An 18,628-nucleotide genomic window follows, 5' to 3' on the forward strand; every position below is an offset into this window, starting at 1 on the left:
TAAAGCGAATGATAATTATTTACGTTAATAAGTTAAAGTAAACCCCGATACGGGGTATTTGTTTATGGGGATCGTGGTAATTTGCACGCTGAAGGAATCGTGAATAATAAGATCACTGCGATGACTACCAGTATTTCTTGGATGGCGCTTGCCATGCCGTCACTACTACCTGCTGCTAATAACTGCGCACTTCGACTGCCTATATAAAGGGTGGAAAGCGTGATAAATATGGTAGAGATGATGCGGCGACTGATGTTATTAAGGGCGGCTCCTTCAGTGACTGAGTCTTTGGGTAAGCTGCTAAACCCAACGGTAGTGGTTGGTAGGTATGCTAGACCCACTCCGACGCCTCGTATACTCATAATGAGCATTAATAGCCAAAGCGTGGGCTGATACAAGCACCATGCCAGTATCAAGGTAGATAGCGCACTAATCGCAATTCCTACGATGCCAATTCCTCTAGCACCTTGCTTATCTACCATCTTGCCAGCGTAATGTGTGGTGATACTGGCCACGAGCGTCGCGACCATCAGGACAACACCTGTCCATAAAGCACTTTCGCCCATCACGTCTTGTATCAATACGGGTAATAATAAGAGACACAGCATCAAACCGACTGTTTGGCTAATGCTAATGATATTACTGTGCAAATAGGTCTTATTATTGAACAAGCGCACGTTTAATAACGGATGACGCTGACGCCGCTCATAGGCCCACCAAACCATCGCGGACAGTAAAAATCCGACAGACAATAAACCCAACGTGGCTATCTTTAATAATCCGTCACTACTGAACAATCCACCAGTAAAGTCTATCTTCAGCGTGCTCAGCCAAACCATCATCGCAAGCAGCCAAGTGAGTAAGCTGATAAACCCGATGGTATCGAAAGGGCTTTTTTCATCATGTGAGCGCATATCAGGTATTAACCACCACACCATCGCCATGACCACCATACTAAGTGGCAAGGTAATGGCAAACAGTGTCCACCACGCAAACTGCTCAACCAAGTAAGCACCTACCAAAGGGCCAAACGCCAACGACATCATAATAACAATGCCCCATAGCGCCATTACTCTGCCGTGCTGCTGCTGCGGATAAATCTGATATAGCATACCAATAGACAGCGGGATAATCAGACCGCCACTCAGTCCTTGTATGGCTCTGGCAATGATGACAAAGCTCATACTAGACGCCAGCATCCCAATGACTGAGCCCAGCATAAATCCAAAAATTGCCGCCAAATAAACATGCTTAAAAGGAAGCTTTTTGTTTAAGTAGCCACTCAGCATCAGCCCCACACTCATGGCCAATACATAAGCATTTAGCACCCAGCCGCCCATCACGATATCGACATCAAACACCGACATAAAGACAGGAATCGCTGGATTGAGCGCGCTATTACTAAAGCTGACCACCGTACCGCCGAGCAGTAGTGTCAGTAACACCTGCTGTACCTGTTTGTCGGTAAAGCCATTACCATTACTATTCGAGGCTTCGTTTATAGGCGACTCATTGGTAGATGCCTTATTTATAGGTGCTTTGCTCATTAAGCAGTGGCACCATAAAAATTGAGATACCCTCTAGATTCCAAAAACTCATCGCGATTGCAAAAATACAAAGCGGCGGTCTTTTCTGGCATCTCAATCAGGCGTTGTACTCTATAGGCAAAGCTATCTGCTAGCCATTGATACACCTCAACCTTGCTATCGGGCTCACCCACGATTTTTTTGGCCTCAGTATGCTCAAATATAAACTTGCTGATCATCATACCTGTTGGCTTTAGATAGCCTTTGCCAACTACCGCTGGATCGCCAAGCAAAATATGCCAGCCCATGTCTGTCTCTTTGGCTTTATAATAATGAGATAATCGGTCGCGAGCCGTCTCATAAATCTCTGTATAACCAATCGGCTTATCATCACAAATGATAAGGTAGAGACGCTGATGGTCATCGGCCAGCATTTTTTCAAAGTGTGTTTTTAGTTGCGGCATTGGGAGATGTAGCTGCCACTGATCAACCACATGCTCAGCATGCATCCATTTATACAGCAATGGCATATCATCTGGGTATTTGACAGGTCTCAACGCAAACGTCTTTTGATAAGCTTCAATGCTAAACGTATCGGGTAGGTTTTGGGTGATGGTCGGCATGACTTGCTCCTGATTGTTATAGAGTTATATTGTTATTTGATTAATATGGTTTTTATGAAATACGATGCTTATAAAAACTACGCGCCAAAATTTTGAAATACTTTTAAGGCATCGGTATCGTAAGTCTGCTCACTTGTTAACTGATTGACGATACACCCTGCTCGATAAGCACCCAGCCCCAAGTCTGGTGCCCCAACGCCATGAGTATGGACCTCTTGGTTTTGTACAAAAATCTTGCCATCGGTCGCGATGTCTTTTTGATGCGTCAGCACATATTTCAGTGCATAGTCTCTATCAATGACTGGCTGCTCAAACGCATCATGCGCAATGCTAGGCAGTAGCGTATTTAAGCACTCAGGCAGACCGTAACGATAGCCTGTACCAGCAATCACACAGTCATACTCAGCAGTGAAATCTTGATTCTGTTCACGCTGTCTACCTACCAGTTTTATGGTGTCTGTCGGCTCTGGCACTTCTAGCATTGTTGTCAGTGTTGACTCAACCACTTCACAGTTAGACAGCAACGTCGAATACAAATCTTGATTGGTAATACTGCGCTCATAGAGACGATGATAAATATCGCGTATGGTCTCAAAGCCCATGCCTTTATAGAGCAGGTCTTGCTTGGCAGTGACTTGGGGTTTGGTTGCTGAGTCTAACTCATAAAAGTAGTCTGTATAAGCCGGGCTAAAATGCTCCAAACCTAATGGGGAATACTCCATGGGGAAAAATCCTGCCGAGCGCGTCATCCAATCTAACTGAAACTTAGGATCGTCATTAGTACTATCATCGCCATCAAACTGCTGATCAAACAGCGTTCGATACACCTCTGCTGAGGACTGCCCAGATCCCAACACCAATATTTTGGTCAGTTTGTTGTCTGTCTTGGTGCTATTCAGATCAAGGCTACTAGGATTGAGGCTATCCAAGTCAAAATTATCTGCAAAATGGGCGGTATGCATACAGCGGTTAGGCGCTTGTTTAGCAATGTCTTGCAACGATGGTGGTAGCGTGGCCTGTGTTCCTGTTCCTATAACTAAATTTTTAGCATGATAGGTGTTTTGCATGCCATGCTCACAGACGGTCACTACAAATCCATCATTACTGTCATCAAACGCCACGTCTATCACTGCCGCATCAAAATTCAGACTATCCAGCTGCTCAGCTACCCATTGGCAATAGTGGTTATACTCTTTACGATAAATTTTAAACTCTTCTAAAAAGTAAAACTTAAGCAATCGCTGCTGGGTATGCAAATAATTCAAAAAAGAATACGGACTGGTTGGGTCTATCAGTGTCACCAAGTCTGCCATAAAAGGCACTTGCAGTGTGGTGCTCGGCAATATCATGCCTTTATGCCAATTAAACTCAGCCTTTTTCTCAAAAAACTTTGCGGTTACGTCGGTCTTTGTCAGTAATGCCGCCAAACTTAAATTAAACGGCCCTACGCCAATACCAATAATATCTAACACGGTCGCCCCTTAGTGATTTGGTGGTTACGTTAATTCTGGTGTTCGTTTCTATCGAACCCTAATTTCTATTGTGTGCTTATCTTTGCCGTTCCAATATGACTTGCTATGTCATCATAGGGTTTGGGATATCGACATAAATAGACTGGGTTTCAACAGGTGCGGTCAGCTCATCGAGTGCATAGAGTCTGGTGAGTAGATTGCCCTTGAACGGCAATGTAGGGCTACGCAATAACAAGTCAAATAACGAACGATGCGGGTATTGTTGCTCTAGCGCCATTAGACATGCTTTAAACGTCGTAATTAATGCTTCCTCAGTTACAAGCTGAGTACGAGCAATAGCAGTAATAAGACCAAATATACTGTTGCCAACTAAATAATAGGCAAAGCGTGAATCGGCAAAGTCTTCTGGAATGACGCACTCTCCTTCGCTAATAAGCTCGGGATAAGCGTCAATGAGCGGCGTGGCGTACTCCGCAATATAGCCAAACCCTTGATTGTCTCTGGCCCAAAACTTAGTAGGATAGCCGTCTGTTAGCTCGATGAGACTGTTTTGCTGATGTACCTCAAAACCAATACCATGCTGATAGTACATATGAACCAGCGGTATAAAACCAACTTGCAAATAAGTGTCAAACCACTGGACAGCCACCTGTTCTAAAGGCTCATCTGTCTGTCTATGGATAGACTTAAATAATGTCTCTAAGCGATTGGTGAGACGAGTTGGATGGTCTTGGCTTAAGCTGGCAAGATTGGTGACTTGAGTATCCTCTGTGAAAGGATTGTCACGTAAGATACAGATGGTTTCATCAATGATTTTTCCATCGACACGTAAGGCAATCCAAGCAGGATCATTCAATACCGCAATCGTAGGATACTGGGTCTTGAGCTGAGTACCATAGTCGCTACGCCAGATTCGGCAGGCATGCATACCGCGTTTGCATTCTTTGGGCAGGTTAATCCGCACCGAATTGGTAATCGCCACAGACAACGACAGTTTAAACATCCAAGGCGCATCAAAGGCCGCTAGTGTGCGTACTGATGTCGTTGGATGCAAATACCAACCGAGCTCGCCCAAGTCGAACAATTGACCTTGTTCTAGCAGCTTTTGATGCCACGGCTGCTGCTGCAAAAACCTTGCTTGCCAAGGGTGCAATGGCAACAGCTTATAGTCAGGATGCTCATCCACAAGTTGCTGCTGATAGCCACTCATATCAGCTTGTACCTTTGCTTTGAGCGCTGTGGTAATGCTCTCGCCATCTACGAATTCTTCTGTAATGCAGCCAGGATGCACTAGCCAGTAATGCAGCTGGGTTTTGCTACTGGTCTCGGGCGCATACTTCGCCCACTCGGCACCATAAAAGCCGGCACGGCCTTTGGGTGTAGGATGCATGGCATGACCGTAAATAAGGTTTTGTTCGGTCTGAATAAAGTCTTGCTGATAGTCAACGATGTCATCAATCTCATCATTGCGATGCTCTAAAATAATCTGCAGCCCCTCATAACTCTCAATCCAGCGCTTTAATACGCCATTGGCATCTAGCGTCGCTTTGTCTTTATAACGATGCACGATGTCTTCAATAATCAAAGACGCTAAACTCATAGCAGAGGATTTTATCCATAGGCTGTTTTGCAAAGGGTCGTCCAGTTGCGTGTCTAATGTTGAGTCTGATCGTATGCTGACCTGCTTATTCAATGTAAGCGGCGTGCCAGCCAAACGATGCTGACCCAATTGGCTCACTCTATCGACAGGTACGACCATTACCGTGTTCGAAGGCAATAGCATTAGCACTAATAGAGGCTTGTTTTGTGAGGCCTGCTTCTGTATATCATCCTGCTGCTCTACGGCAATAATATCGCCGCGACCAGTCTCAAAACAGTAAGCATTGATTAGATTTTGTAGTGTGAGACGATCAAGCGTTTTATGCTGCATCATGTTATTTTTTCCCCATCAACGTTCAGGTTGTCAGAATTGAGTCGGTTAAAACCAGCAATAGCCATCTGCTCAATGATGTCTGCAATATCATTGATTTGGGTATTGGGATTTAGAATGGTGAATTTAAGGCAAAGGCGCTGCTCAAACTGTGTGGTGGCTACATTGGCAATGTTATTGACCAATAATTCTTGTGCGATGTGGCGATTAAGCTGTGCGAGTTGCTCATCAGATAGCGCGGTATCTTTGGGTGTAAAGTAAAACAAAACACTGCTGATAATGGGCTCATGTACCAGCACAAAATTTTCATTTGCATCAATCAGCTGTGCCGCCTGCTTAGCAGTATCCAGACAGCTATCAATCAAGGCTGCATAGTCATCCGTTCCCAGTAAGTCCAGCGCCATCCACAGTTTTAAGGCATCGAATCGGCGTGTGGTCTGTAAAGAGTACGTCACCAAGTTTGGGATATTGTCTTGTTCGTCATCAGCAGAGTTTAGATACTCGCTATGATGGCGAATGCTCTCAAAATTTCGATTGTCTTGTAAGAGAAAAGCGCCGCAGCTGATCGGCAAGAAGAAATGCTTGTGAAAGTCCAAGGTAATAGAGTCAGCCTGATTCAGCCCCTCAATCAAGTGTCGATAGCGCTGTGATAATAGCAATGCCCCGCCCCATGCTGCATCGACATGTAGCCATATCTGTGCATCACGGCAAATTTTGCCAATAGCCATGAGAGGGTCAATAGCACCCAAATCCGTTGTGCCAGCGGTTGCGATGATAGCCATCACATTGTCAGCACCTAGCTTATCTATCTGATGTTGTAAGTCAGACATCAGCATGGCACCTGATGCATCAGTCGCTACTTTAATGACGGAACGTTGACCTAAACCCAATAGCGCCGCATTTTTTTCGATAGAAAAGTGCGCCTGGTCTGAGCATAGAATACTGCCGCTAGACTGACCCACCAGGCCGTCCTTTTGCACATCAACGCCCTTAGCCTTATAGAATTGATTGCGTGCCAGCAGTAGACCCATCAGATTACTTTGCGTACCACCACTGGTAAAGACGCCACCAGCGTTACTGCCTGTTTGTTCATCAAAGAGGGCATCAGAGATGTCATCAAACTGACAACGTTGACACAGCCAATGGATTAAGTCTTTTTCGATATAGGTCGCTGCTGGGCTTTGATTCCACGAGTCCATACTTTGGTTAGTAGCCGCGATAATCATCTCAGCAATCTGACCAATAACCAGTGTGGGCGGATGTAAGTGGGCTAAGCAATTCGCATTGGCCGTCGACACACAACTGGGTAAAAACTTGTTTTGAATATCAGCGAGTATCGTGTCGATGTCTCGGCCTTGCTCACAAATGCTAAAGGTATTGGTCGCTTGCACTTGTTGCGGCGTGCCGCCCAAGTACACGTTATTGTCGTCTAGCCACTGTTTGATGACAGCGCTGGTTTTTTGCATATGCGTGACATATTGCTCACTGGTTTGCTGATTTAATAAATGCAAAATGTCCTCACTTGTTTATTCTACGATGGTATAAATCGCAAATAAGTGACTTATTATTAGAGTAGTTATCAGAGTTTTTATAAATGTGTGAATCATGCTAAAGCGCTGGCAAGACTATTGATTGTCTTCTAGCGCCATATCAAGTCTTTGGAGGACTTGCTGTAGCTCATCTTTGGTTATATTGAGTGGCGGTAATAATCGCAGTACTGTGCCACCGCGACCGCCCTTTTCAATCACCAATCCATGCTTAAAACACGCTTGTTGGATTTTGGCAGCCACATCGCTGTCTGCTGGATAGCTACCATCATTTTGCTTAGGTAGGCTGGGATTGATAATCTCTATGCCAATCATGAGACCACGCCCTCTGACTTGACCCATTTTTGGATAGCGCTGTTGGCGTATTTTTAGCTGCGCCATAAACCACGCGCCTATTTCTAAAACATAGTCAGCAACGTTATTGTCTTTTAAGTAATTAAGGGTGGCAAGGCCAGTCGCCATCGCCAATTGATTGCCTCTAAACGTGCCAGAATGATTGCCTGCCTGCCATACATCATATTGTTTTTTGATACCCAATACCGCAAGTGGTAGTCCACCACCGATTGCCTTTGACATCACAATCATATCGGGATCGATATCCGCATATTGATAAGCGAACCAACGTCCTGTACGGCAAAATCCTGTTTGCACTTCATCGATAATCAGCATAATGCCCAGCTCTTTTGTCACTCGGCGCACATGCTTCAGCCATTCTATGGGCGCAGGGTTGACACCGCCTTCCCCTTGTATGACTTCTAAAATGACTGCGGCTGGTTTTACCACACCGCTCTCTACATCTTTTAGGAAGTTTTCAAAGTAGCGCATATGGGCATGGATGCTTTGCTCAAAAGGTAAGCCAAATGCGCAGCGATACATATTGGGATAAGGTAAGAATTGCACCGAGTTCATCAGGCCTTCGATACCTTGTTTAGGTGCCAAGTTCCCTGTCACAGCCAAAGCGCCATGCGTCATGCCATGATAGCCACCACTGAAGCTAACCACGCCTGAACGCCCCGTGACTTGTTTGGCCAATTTAATAGCCGCTTCTACCGCATCAGCACCCGTCGGGCCACAAAACTGCAAGCAATACTCATCGCTATTGGTAGCAAGCAATTTATACATGAACTCGCTAAATTTGTCTTTTAACGGTGTGGTAATGTCCAATGTATGCATCGGTAGGTTGCTGTCCAATAGCGCTTTGATGCTTTCTGTGACTACGGGATGGTTGTGTCCAAGTGCCAGCGTGCCAGCACCTGATAGGCAGTCGATATACTCATTACCTTCAACATCAGTAATCCACGCCCCTTTGGCTGATTGAATCGCAAAAGGTAGCTTACGTGGATAACTACGAACCTTCGATTCAAATTGTTCTTGACGGTGTAAGTAGCATTCGTTATCAAGTGGTTCGTCTAAAAGGATCGTGTCCATAGCTTCAGCCTTGTTATTGTCAGTCGTCTTGGATAAACATTAAAAAGTAATAGTTGGTACTCACTTCATAAAGCACCACTCATTTATATTGAATGATAATGTAAATGATAATCATTATCTTTTATGGAGCGTAGTATCTACTAGCAATGATTGACTGTCAACCCAGTATGCGAATTTTTCGGTAGATGAACACGATAAAGAGAGCTGTTAGCGTGAAGTTCAGCATGATGAATTAAAGATGAAGGAAACCATCACAGACCACTAACCAGTCAGTGACGCACAGCTACCCAGCACAGATAGTTTTGGATTATCTGTGCTGACTTATATCGTTGATTAATAGCTATATAAAGACAGCAGCTATCTACTCACTGTGGCTGGTACCTTACGAATGAGCCATAAGAAGTAGCCACCACCGATAATCGCTGCAATCGTGCCCGCAGGCAGCTCATAAGGGAAAATAACATAACGGCCAATCCAATCTGCTATCACCATCACCCCTGCCCCTAAGAGGGCAGCTAATGGCAATTGGCGTTCAAGCTTTACAGCACCTAGCGAAGTAGCCAAATGTGGCACCATTAAACCAACAAAGCTCAATGGACCAACGGCAAGCGTGCTGGCTGTACTAAGCGCTGCTACTAGTGCCAGTAGTGACAAGGTAACGGGCGTAACTGCCACACCTAGGTTACGCGCCACACCTGTACCTAAGCCAAGGACGCGCAAGGGTTTTATCAGCAGTAGACTGAGTATAAATAAGATAGCGGCAATACCAATGAGATACCATACCGTACTGGGCTGGGCGCTATAAGTTGTCCCTGACAGCCAGCTGAGCATAGCTTCTAAACGCGGGTCTCCTGAGAGCTTGACCATATGCATCACCCCGTCCATCATGGCGGCAATACCTATACCTACTAACAATAAATAACCTGAGCTGACCCTACGTGCTAGCCAAATAATCAATAGCAGAACAGCCATCGCACCTGAGAGTCCTGAAATCAGCAACGTTCCTGCTCCAGCAGATAGCCCTAAACTTGGTAATAATAAAAACCCTAAAATCACCCCGAGTGCTGCGCCTGAACTGACCCCCAACACCTCAGGACTGGCCATAGGATTACGCGTTAATGTTTGTAGTAGTACACCGGCGACTGCCAGCATCAAGCCTGTGGCCGCAGCGCTCAAACTACGAGGCAAGCGGTACTGCTGCGTGAGCGCCCAGTCCGTACTGAGCACCCAACCATTGATATCTTGCACAAACAGACAAGCCAGCATGATGACAGCGAGCACGCCAGCGCCCCATCGCCAAAATGCAATGGATGTATGTTTACCTGTAAGCATCGGCGTCACTGTCTCTATCCGCGCGCGGCGCTGACGCAAAATTAGCCAAATAATCAATGGTGCACCCAAGATACCTGTCATGGCACCAGCTGGAATCTGCATATCAAGTATCGGCTCAAGCAGTAACGCGACATTACTGGTTAATAACAACAGCAGCGCTCCCAACCCAAAGGCAGTGGCCAAACGCTTACCAATCGCAGAGATGCCCAGCGCATTGACCAAACTTGCCGCACCAAGACCAATAAAACCAATTAAACCAACTTCACTAATCACTAAGGCGGTCACAACGGCGACAACCAATACAACAAGTGCGCGAATGCCATTAATAGGCACACCCAGACGTTTTGCCTGCGTGTCATCTAAGCTCATCAGCGTTAATGGCTTTAGTAATGGCAGACATACAACCGCCATCAAAATAGCAGTGATGACTAGCGCGATACTGGTATGCCAGCTGTTTTGTGCCAAAAACCCAGCCGCCCATGACAGCATGCCATTGCTACGCTCAGCAAAAAATAGCACCAGTACATTGGCCACTGCGGCCAGCAAAATATTGACCACCAAACCGGCCAATATCAAAATCAATGGATTAAATCTACTGGGTGCTGATAAGGCAAATACCAGACCCATACTGATGATAGCCCCTACAAAGGCCACATAAAGTCCGCCATAAATAGCCAAGCTTGGCAAAAATAACGTGACGATAAGTATAGCCAACTGTGCACCCACGCCCACACCTAGCGTCGTATCGGATGCTAAGGGATTTTTTACCAATTGCTGCAGTAGAATACTGACCACGCCTAATAGCCCGCCAGCCAACAACGCCACTACGCTCGTTGCCACTATATGTAGCTGTACCGCCATACTGGCAATATCCAACTGCGAGCTTGGTATGAGCAAATCACTAATTGGGCGTGTCCACTGCTGATCTAGCAGTACCCAACTGCTCCATAATGACAAGGCCGCTAGTCCGATGAGCATGGTCCATAGTCGCCAAGACATACTGGCAAACAAAGAAGTCTGGGAATTGGGTTGATTGGGTGGCAGATTCAACGGCAGCGATGACTGTTTTGATGACGTCAATGAAGATGACGACGATAATGGTTTTGGAGTCGTTACGGTTTCAGAAGCTGATGTCATCGTATGAGCACTATCGGTGTTATTGTTGTGGTTGTTGTGAGTATTTGCATTGGCGCTCATAGTACATCCCCGCCTTTTAATGAAACGTCTGACAAGTTATTTGCTAGGCTTACCAATGACGACATACCGCCATAAATCCATACTGGTGGTAACTCACCCACACAGCGGGTATTGCCATAACCTAAACGCTGCCAAATAAGGCTGTCATCAATTTCAGCTCTAGTGATTGGACTGAGTGGATCGATAATTAATAAACAAGTCTCATCATCTAATTGCGCCAAATCTCCCATTCGTATCGGCACAAATCCCCAATTATTGCCTTTGCCCAATACCACAAGCTCTTTACCCATCTGCTCTAACGTAGGTTGAAACAAGCTGTTTGCCACATACATACGCATGTTATTAGCATCCGCAAACTGCACCACCGCAAACTTTTTGACTCTTGGATAGCGCTGCTGCAATTGCTGACTGGCCAGCTGTATGTCTTTTTGACTTTGTACAATATAGTCCTCAGCCATCTTTGGGTTATCGATCAGCATGCCAAGCTTCCGCGTTGGTTCGGTATAGTCAGCCCACGTTGCTGTCTCTCCTTTTGCCGCAGACATCACAGATTCTGCAGGTACATCACCATATAAGTTACGTGCATGCTCATAAAAGTAATTGTCTATAACCATATCAACAGGCAGTTGGGCGATTAGCTCAGCGTTGGGCTGATAGCGGATACCCAAATCTACGGTTGATGATGGCAGTTTGGGACTACCAACCCATCTGTCCCAAACCCTTATATCACCTGTCGCAATTGGTGCATGCCCCATCGCTGTCAAAGTCGCCGCATTGCCCCAGTCAGGAGAGGCGATATTCATCCTATCTCTATCACTGTTTTCTGCTGCTGAGGTAGTGCTTGATGGTAATTCATCGAGCTGATCGGTACTGTTTTGTGTGGACGTCTGGTTATTACAGGCCGTCAATACCAAGCACAATGAGAGCGCGAACCATTTCAGTGTTGTCAATGACGTCGATGATTGTTCTGTATAAAAAATGGGAGGCATAGAAGCATATCTTTGTAGGCGAATTAAAAAAAAGGGAGCAGAAACTAGAGGTTAAGCGACTGCGACAGGCTGTCCAGTAATGGGGTGACTGAGCAGCTGCATATCGACATTAAAGATATCGCGTAGCACGGTAGGTTGCATGGTACTGGCGATATCACCGTTGTGACATATTTGACCATTTTTCAGGGCGATGATTCGATCGGCATACTGCGCGGCCAAATTGATATCATGGATAATAATCACCACGCTCAAGCCTTGCTCATCCACCAAACGACGAATAAGCTGAATGACCTCGATTTGATAATGCATATCAAGGGCAGCAAGTGGCTCATCGAGCAATAGGTAACGGGTATCCTGTGCCAGACACATCGCGAGCCAAGCACGAGCGCGCTCACCGCCTGATAGTGTGGCCGTGATCCGATCAGCAAACGCTTCAGTTTGAGTCAATTTTAATGCTTGCGCGACTTTTTCTTTATCTATTTGAGTTGGCTTTTGTAGCCATTTCTGATGTGGGTAGCGTCCTAACATGACCAGCTCACGCACCGTGAATCCAGCAGCTTCAGGTAATTGCTGCGGTAGATATGCCATCTGCCGTGCCAATTCCTTGCTGCCGTAATCATTAATACTGCGCTTGTCTAATGTGACATCGCCACTACTACTTGCCATCTCGCCTGCCAATGCTTTAATCAAGGTCGACTTACCAGATCCATTATGCCCAACCAAAGCCACTAATTGATTGGTATCAATATCACAGCTCACATTGTCTAATAGAGTATTTCCTTGACGGCTGATGGTCAGCTGGTTTGCACGTAGCATATAAGCACTCATTTTTGATAAAAATTGAAGAAAGTAGGGTCGATGGCAATCGCTTTATTAAAGCCAAAACGACAATAAAAGTTGATTTTACTCGTAAACGATAATAAAAACAATTATCATTAACTACAATAGAAGGCTCCACTTCTCAACTTACTGTTCTTTATGAGTATTAAAATGGCCAATATCCTCTTACCTACTGAAAACCTCCTTTATAAGCAAAACAATTCATATACTCTATTGGATACCCCTGAAATAGACGACATCATCGCTCATATCAATGAAGAGCATCTTGATGAGCTGCTTGGATTTTTGAGTGCATTTACCTCTATATCTACAGCCGAATTAAATCACGTAGATGCAAAAATTACAGCGATCTACGCTGAAGGTATCGCATTACAAACATACCCAAAACACCTAGAGCGACCGCTAGCCTCTCAAGATAACAACCTGTGTGACCAAGCTTTCTTTATTACTTTTGTCGCACCCATTACCCATCCTGATGACTTACAAACCCAATATATTTTGCTCAAACAAAGAGCAGACAAAAAGCTGGGCAAAAAAACCATCAAACTGACCAAGCAAGTATTTGATGTGCAAAACAGTTATAACATCAGCAAAAATATGCTGCGCCTTGAGTTGAGTATGCCGTCATTAAATGACGTTCAATTAAGAAATACTAACGGCGCACTAAGCGCAATGTCAGTACCTATCAACGAAGCGGGTTACGCGTACTTGTTTGATTTAGAGCACAATGCGACAACGAAGGTATTGATGACTGATAGCATTGATGACAATAAAGCGGATGACGATGCAGTTAATGACAGTGAAAAAGATAACGTACGCCCTACTCGTCCTCACTGTTATTACACGCTAAGAAAAGCATGGCATACCGATGATGGTATACGAGCATGGGTAGATGTTTTTTTACATGGAGATACGCCGGGTGGCAACTGGGCTCAGTCGCTACAAGCAGGCGATACCATAGTGACCAAACGGGAGTTTCCTGAAAAGGTTGAGCACTTAAGAGATGGTCAAGCGGTACTGATTGTCGATGAGACATCAATGCCGACAGCTGCACGACTGCTGGAGCTATGGAATAACCCTAAGCCACCACTAATCATTTGTGTCACGCAGGACATAGCCGATCAGAGCTATTTTGATGACGTTAAAATGCGCAGTCGCGTTAGTAGTAACGACTGTCTTGAAGGTGCTGATAGGATTCAAGGTATGAAAAACTGCGTTCCTGATGCCGTGACCGTACTACACATAACTGCAAACCAAATAACCTTAGGGCAAGATTTGGCCACAGTGATTGATGACAAACTGAGTGATTATGTGAGCCGGCATGCTATACAGATTGATAAGGTGTGGGGTGCACTAGAGGCTAGTACTGTCAAGGCCGTTCGAGATAAGCTAAGAGCGCGGTTTGATTTGAGCCGAGCGGATGTCATCATTAAGGCATACTGGCGGCATACGGCCTAGATTTGCCGATTGGTTTTCTACAGCGTTTGAGATGGGTATCTTGATCAGCAATAAAGATACCCAGCAGTTGAGCGATAGCGTACTTATCGGTCAACTGTCCGTGGCATTAACGCACAAATTTGAGCCTATAATTTTTAGCGTGTGAATAAAAGATCTCATGCTAAATTGAGCGGTGGGCTGAGCATTAAACCCAACCATCTTCCAATAGATGCTCAGTATTACTGATTTTGAAACCGTTGCATAAGTCATAAAACGTCATCGGATCTTCAATATTTTCGAGCAACTCTCGTTTATGCAGCGCCACAAATAACGCTAACGCATACGCCGCACTATGGATGGACTTTTTAGGATTGAAGGTGATATCAGTGAACCCTTGATATTGAATCACTTCCTCATGTAGCTGAGGGTTTTGCTTTAGAGCATTCACGTACAGCCAGTCATAAAACGTGGTCAATGGCTCTACGCCCCACTCCATACCAAAATAATTATAACCAATGAGCTCGCCTGAGGTCGTGAGTCGCTCATCTTTGCGGGCTTGTCTTGGCGCTACTGTCAACAAATCAAGGTAAGGACCACCATCTTCAAAGATCATGCTGGCTTGAAAGGCATTTTCGACACTGTATGGATTGCCATCATGCTCATCCGTAATCTGTAAGCTGAACGGGCTTAGCGGAAAACTTAGCTTATTGCCAGACTTGCTAGAGAGCTCGAGTACTTGCTTAAATCCATACTTTTTGCGAATGACTTGTTGTAGGTCATTGATGGACTTTTTCTTTTGTCTGCTCGCAAACCCCACATGCCGCTCAAACATAACCATATCCGTTTTTACCAAATTGTCACTGTTGACTTTCGGCATGAATACGGGTCTTTGTTCTATAGTATTTGGTACTTCTTCCATAGTAATGTGCCTTAATATCAATGGTCTTGTATAAAGTGTTCTTTCATCATTAATCTAGCAAAAATGCTTATGACAGTTGATTCTGTCACTGCTATCAGCGTTCTTTATTATTGGGGTTTTACTTTCTAGTAATAAAATATCGCTGCTCAATCTGAAATGCGCTGAACCGAGTCAACGCTCGCGGAGGCAGTTTATCTTATTCTTAGTCATTTATCCTACCCTATTTCAAGGTTATTGATAACCTTACTGAGTTTTTTGCATCAATGCCTTGTATGGTGTAAACATAAGCAGTGTATTTGACCTGTATTCGTCTTACTTCATTCTGATCGCAGTCAAATTAATGGCTGTTCTTTATTACCGCACCGAAACGTAGATACGCTATTATTTCCATGAACATGCGCCTACACACGTAGAATGCGTAGAATAACCATGATAATCTCCGCATAATATGCATTGATAAACAATTTTCTAAGGACGCTTCACAATTTGAGAAACGTCTAGTTAAGGATGATCTAGAGTATCAAGGCTCGCGGTCTATTATTAGTGGTTCCATTATACCAGTCTGTTTTAAGTAGTCTGTTAATAGGTTTGAAGGGTGAAATAGCTGGTTCCCTTGGGGTATAGCCAAAAAATATGTTCAGTACAGTCTAAGAACATGTCTAAATGATCTCGGCTCAATGATTTTTAATCATGTCATTTATATTTAAAATAGTGCCAAAACTATTGCACAGCGATTAAAGAATAGGGCAGCTATCTCAAATGGTAAGTTATTTGAAGTTGCCACCACACTTAGCAAAGGAAGATAATACTTAAGAGGCCTTAAGCCAGTCAACAGCCATCTGCCATAGCTCGGGTGCTTTTTTATTCGTTCTACGGCTGAAATAAAGCATATGGCCTATGTTATCGAGACCAAATTCTTTAGGATCAAAAAAGCGTTTTTCTACTGGCATCTGACTGAACACTCGTATCATGTCATCCATGTTTTTGCTGTTGGCAATGTCGTCATCGCTAAAGCCTAACCATAGTGCTTTCATGGCAATGTCGTCATAAAAATGCGTGTGTATACTTTTACCAAACGCCGTTTTGATATAACCTGCGCCATTGCACCACTCGCGCCATTGACGAGCGACATGCTTAGGTAAAGGCTCACCCATGCCCACTTTATCTGAAGCGGTATAACCTAACATGAGGTTGTTTAAGGGAATAAATATGTCCATAAAAAACTTAGCTTTAAGTTTATGGGACATCCTCATATTTTTAATGCGACCTGATGAACAAGCGACATTAAATACTGAGGCGATAGACTCATAATTTGGCATCAAGCCAATCAGTTGACCGCCCGCGCTATGACCAATCAAATGATAAGAAGCATCAGAAAATTCATCTTGCAAGGTATCAAGCACGGCTGGCATATCATATCGTCCCCAGCTTATCAATGATGCGTCAGATTTTGCCAGATCGGTAGTAAGCGAGTCGCCAATACCTTCATTGTCATAGGTTAGGACACCAAAGCCATTTTCTGCTAAGTAAGTGGCAAAGTTATGATAAAACTGACGTTTAATACCTGTTGCAGGTGCCATCATAATCGCTTTTTTCACCGCACTTTTAGGACGATACACGGTTGCTGCCAGCGCTTGATTCCGATCGGTCAGAATGCTCAGTGAATAAACTTCTATCTCAGTCTTGATATCAGCGCCAGTAGTCGCTGCTATAATATCGCCTTGTGGCTTTAGGTTTTCAAAAGATGATGAGAGAGTGTCGTCCATAAATATACCTTAATATTCCTTTGTTTTTATTGATCCACTTCATTAGCAAAGATTGACTACTATTTGCGATGAGTCAGTAATATTTAAATCCGAAAAAAGGTAGCTGAAGAGTGATAAATCATTGCTAATGCGTGGCAGCAGTTTTGTGATAGAGACGTTACGGCAATGGTCTTTGTCATCATTAGGAAAGAGCACAGTCTAAACGCTTTCAACTCATGCTATACCCTTGCTAGTTAAGACCACTCTTTTAAAGCAGTCTCAACAAAGTTCAAACGATCTTGTCCAAAGAACATCTCACTATTTACGAAGAAACTCGGCGCACCAAATACACCTCGTGCTACCGCTTCTTCGGTGCTAGATTTCAAGTGTTCTTTGACCTCAGGTTTGCTAATACGCGCCATAAAATCAGTCGCGTCAATGCCTGCTTTAGACAGAACTTCAGCGACGACTTCTGGTGACTCCATATTTAATTTTTCAGCCCATAGCGCGTTAAAGACAGCCGATAGATAACTCTCAAATTCAGGCGTACCCAAATAAGCCGTAACACCGCGCATGAGCTGCATGGTATTCAATGGGAAAAACGGATTGAAGCGAAAAGGCACGTCATAGATAGTTGAAAAACGCTTAAGGTCTTTGAGCATATAAGCCCCTTTAGCAGGTACTGCAGCTGGTGAGGTGTTGCCAACAGCCTGGAAAACCGCTCCAAGTAACATAGGTCGCCAAACGATCTCAGCGTTATGACGCTGTGCGATACTCGCTAATTGTGTCCATGCCAAATAACTGGCTGGGCTGCCCACATCAAAGAAAAACTCTACTTGTTTACTCATCTTTGCATTCCTTGCAACGTATATTAGAAAATTTCGGATATTGTTAATTAGATAGAATCAAAAAGTTTCCATCCACGGGCGTAGATCCAGCTCGTGCGTCCAGCTATCTCTTGGCTGACAATGCAATTGCCAATATTGCTCAGCGATATGCTCTGGATTCAAGATACCGTCTTGATCTTTAAGCGCATAACGCTTAGGAAAGTTGTCACGAATAAAGGCGGTATCAATGGCACCATCAATAATAGGATGAGCCACATGTATGCCTTTTGGTCCTAACTCTCGAGCCATGCTTTGTGCCAGTGCCCGCAGAGCAAACTTAGCGCTAGCAAAAGCCGAAAAACCTTTGCTGCCCCGCAAAGAAGCCGTCGCGCCAGTAAAAATAATGGTTCCTTTCTTGCGTGGAATCATGACTTTGGCCGCTTCTCTCCCTGTCAAAAATCCAGCCAAGGCACCCATTTCCCACACTTTTCGATAGACCCTTTCAGTAGTATCTACAATAGAGAAATGAACGTTTGCACCGATGTTAAATACCACCACTTCAATCGGCCCAATATCTTTTTCAATATGAGCAAACAGCTCAACCATCTCCTGCTCTACGCGCGCATCGCAACCAAATGGCTTAATTACTCCTCCAGCTGCTTCGATATCACTGACTAATGCGCTCAGCTTCTCAACATTCCTTCTGATCACGCATAAGGTAAAACCTTCTCTCGCAAAACGCTTGGCAACAGCGCTGCCAGTGGCATCGCCTGCGCCGATTACAACTGCTACGGGTGCTCTATCCATGTCTATTTC

14 protein-coding genes are annotated in these 18,628 nt (G+C 44.6%); 1 reads left to right on the forward strand and 13 read right to left on the reverse strand.

Annotated elements, in window-relative coordinates; translation table 11 throughout:
* Positions 1-62: 62 nt before the first annotated feature.
* The 9 genes from IP510_RS08770 to IP510_RS08810 form a co-directional block, all read right to left on the reverse strand.
* Entirely contained in the window at positions 63-1,547 is a 1,485-nt protein-coding gene (locus IP510_RS08770; RefSeq protein ID WP_194364401.1) for an MFS transporter, read from the reverse strand.
* Positions 1,547-2,149 carry a GNAT family N-acetyltransferase gene (locus IP510_RS08775; protein ID WP_194364402.1) on the reverse strand — a complete coding sequence of 201 codons (603 nt, stop codon included), beginning with the start codon at positions 2,147-2,149 and terminating at the stop codon, positions 1,547-1,549. Before IP510_RS08775 ends, IP510_RS08770 begins: the two co-directional genes overlap by 1 nt.
* A 77-nt stretch (positions 2,150-2,226) precedes the next feature.
* Positions 2,227-3,621, reverse strand: a complete 1,395-nt coding sequence (locus IP510_RS08780) for a lysine N(6)-hydroxylase/L-ornithine N(5)-oxygenase family protein (protein ID WP_194364403.1) — start codon at positions 3,619-3,621, stop codon at positions 2,227-2,229.
* 103 nt (positions 3,622-3,724) lie between these two features.
* A complete protein-coding gene (locus IP510_RS08785; protein ID WP_194364404.1) occupies positions 3,725-5,554 on the reverse strand; it encodes an IucA/IucC family protein in 1,830 nt (609 codons plus the stop codon).
* Positions 5,551-7,062 (reverse strand): pyridoxal phosphate-dependent decarboxylase family protein, encoded by a 1,512-nt coding sequence (locus IP510_RS08790; protein ID WP_194364405.1) that lies wholly within the window; start codon positions 7,060-7,062, stop codon positions 5,551-5,553. The genes IP510_RS08785 and IP510_RS08790 overlap by 4 nt, the downstream gene beginning before the upstream one ends.
* Positions 7,063-7,176: 114 nt before the next feature.
* Positions 7,177-8,526: a diaminobutyrate--2-oxoglutarate transaminase family protein gene (locus IP510_RS08795; RefSeq protein ID WP_194364406.1), complete on the reverse strand. Its 1,350-nt coding sequence runs from the start codon at positions 8,524-8,526 to the stop codon at positions 7,177-7,179.
* Between the two features lie 357 nt (positions 8,527-8,883).
* The gene (gene fhuB / locus IP510_RS08800) at positions 8,884-11,055 is read right to left on the reverse strand and encodes a Fe(3+)-hydroxamate ABC transporter permease FhuB (RefSeq protein WP_194364407.1); all 2,172 of its coding nucleotides are present in this window, start codon (positions 11,053-11,055) and stop codon (positions 8,884-8,886) included.
* Complete coding sequence (locus IP510_RS08805) at positions 11,052-12,044, reverse strand: ABC transporter substrate-binding protein (RefSeq protein WP_194364408.1); 993 nt, start codon at positions 12,042-12,044, stop codon at positions 11,052-11,054. Before IP510_RS08805 ends, fhuB begins: the two co-directional genes overlap by 4 nt.
* Positions 12,045-12,095: 51 nt before the next feature.
* Positions 12,096-12,860 (reverse strand): ABC transporter ATP-binding protein, encoded by a 765-nt coding sequence (locus IP510_RS08810; RefSeq protein ID WP_194364409.1) that lies wholly within the window; start codon positions 12,858-12,860, stop codon positions 12,096-12,098.
* A gap of 174 nt (positions 12,861-13,034) precedes the next feature.
* On the opposite strand from IP510_RS08810, the gene IP510_RS08815 reads away from it, so the two are divergent.
* The gene (locus IP510_RS08815; RefSeq protein ID WP_194364410.1) at positions 13,035-14,342 is read left to right on the forward strand and encodes a siderophore-interacting protein; all 1,308 of its coding nucleotides are present in this window, start codon (positions 13,035-13,037) and stop codon (positions 14,340-14,342) included.
* A gap of 184 nt (positions 14,343-14,526) precedes the next feature.
* Here IP510_RS08815 and IP510_RS08820 read toward each other — a convergent pair whose 3' ends face one another.
* From IP510_RS08820 to IP510_RS08835, 4 genes are all read right to left on the reverse strand, one after another.
* Positions 14,527-15,240, reverse strand: a complete 714-nt coding sequence (locus IP510_RS08820) for a DUF6977 family protein (protein WP_194364411.1) — start codon at positions 15,238-15,240, stop codon at positions 14,527-14,529.
* A gap of 809 nt (positions 15,241-16,049) precedes the next feature.
* Positions 16,050-17,006 (reverse strand): alpha/beta fold hydrolase, encoded by a 957-nt coding sequence (locus IP510_RS08825; protein WP_194364412.1) that lies wholly within the window; start codon positions 17,004-17,006, stop codon positions 16,050-16,052.
* A gap of 233 nt (positions 17,007-17,239) precedes the next feature.
* Complete coding sequence (locus tag IP510_RS08830) at positions 17,240-17,833, reverse strand: 2-hydroxychromene-2-carboxylate isomerase (RefSeq protein ID WP_194364413.1); 594 nt, start codon at positions 17,831-17,833, stop codon at positions 17,240-17,242.
* 57 nt (positions 17,834-17,890) lie between these two features.
* Entirely contained in the window at positions 17,891-18,619 is a 729-nt protein-coding gene (locus tag IP510_RS08835) for an SDR family oxidoreductase (protein ID WP_194364414.1), read from the reverse strand.
* Between the last annotated feature and the right edge of the window lie 9 nt (positions 18,620-18,628).

The sequence above is a fragment of the Psychrobacter sp. NG254 genome (genome assembly GCF_015277735.1).
Lineage (GTDB): Bacteria > Pseudomonadota > Gammaproteobacteria > Pseudomonadales > Moraxellaceae > Psychrobacter.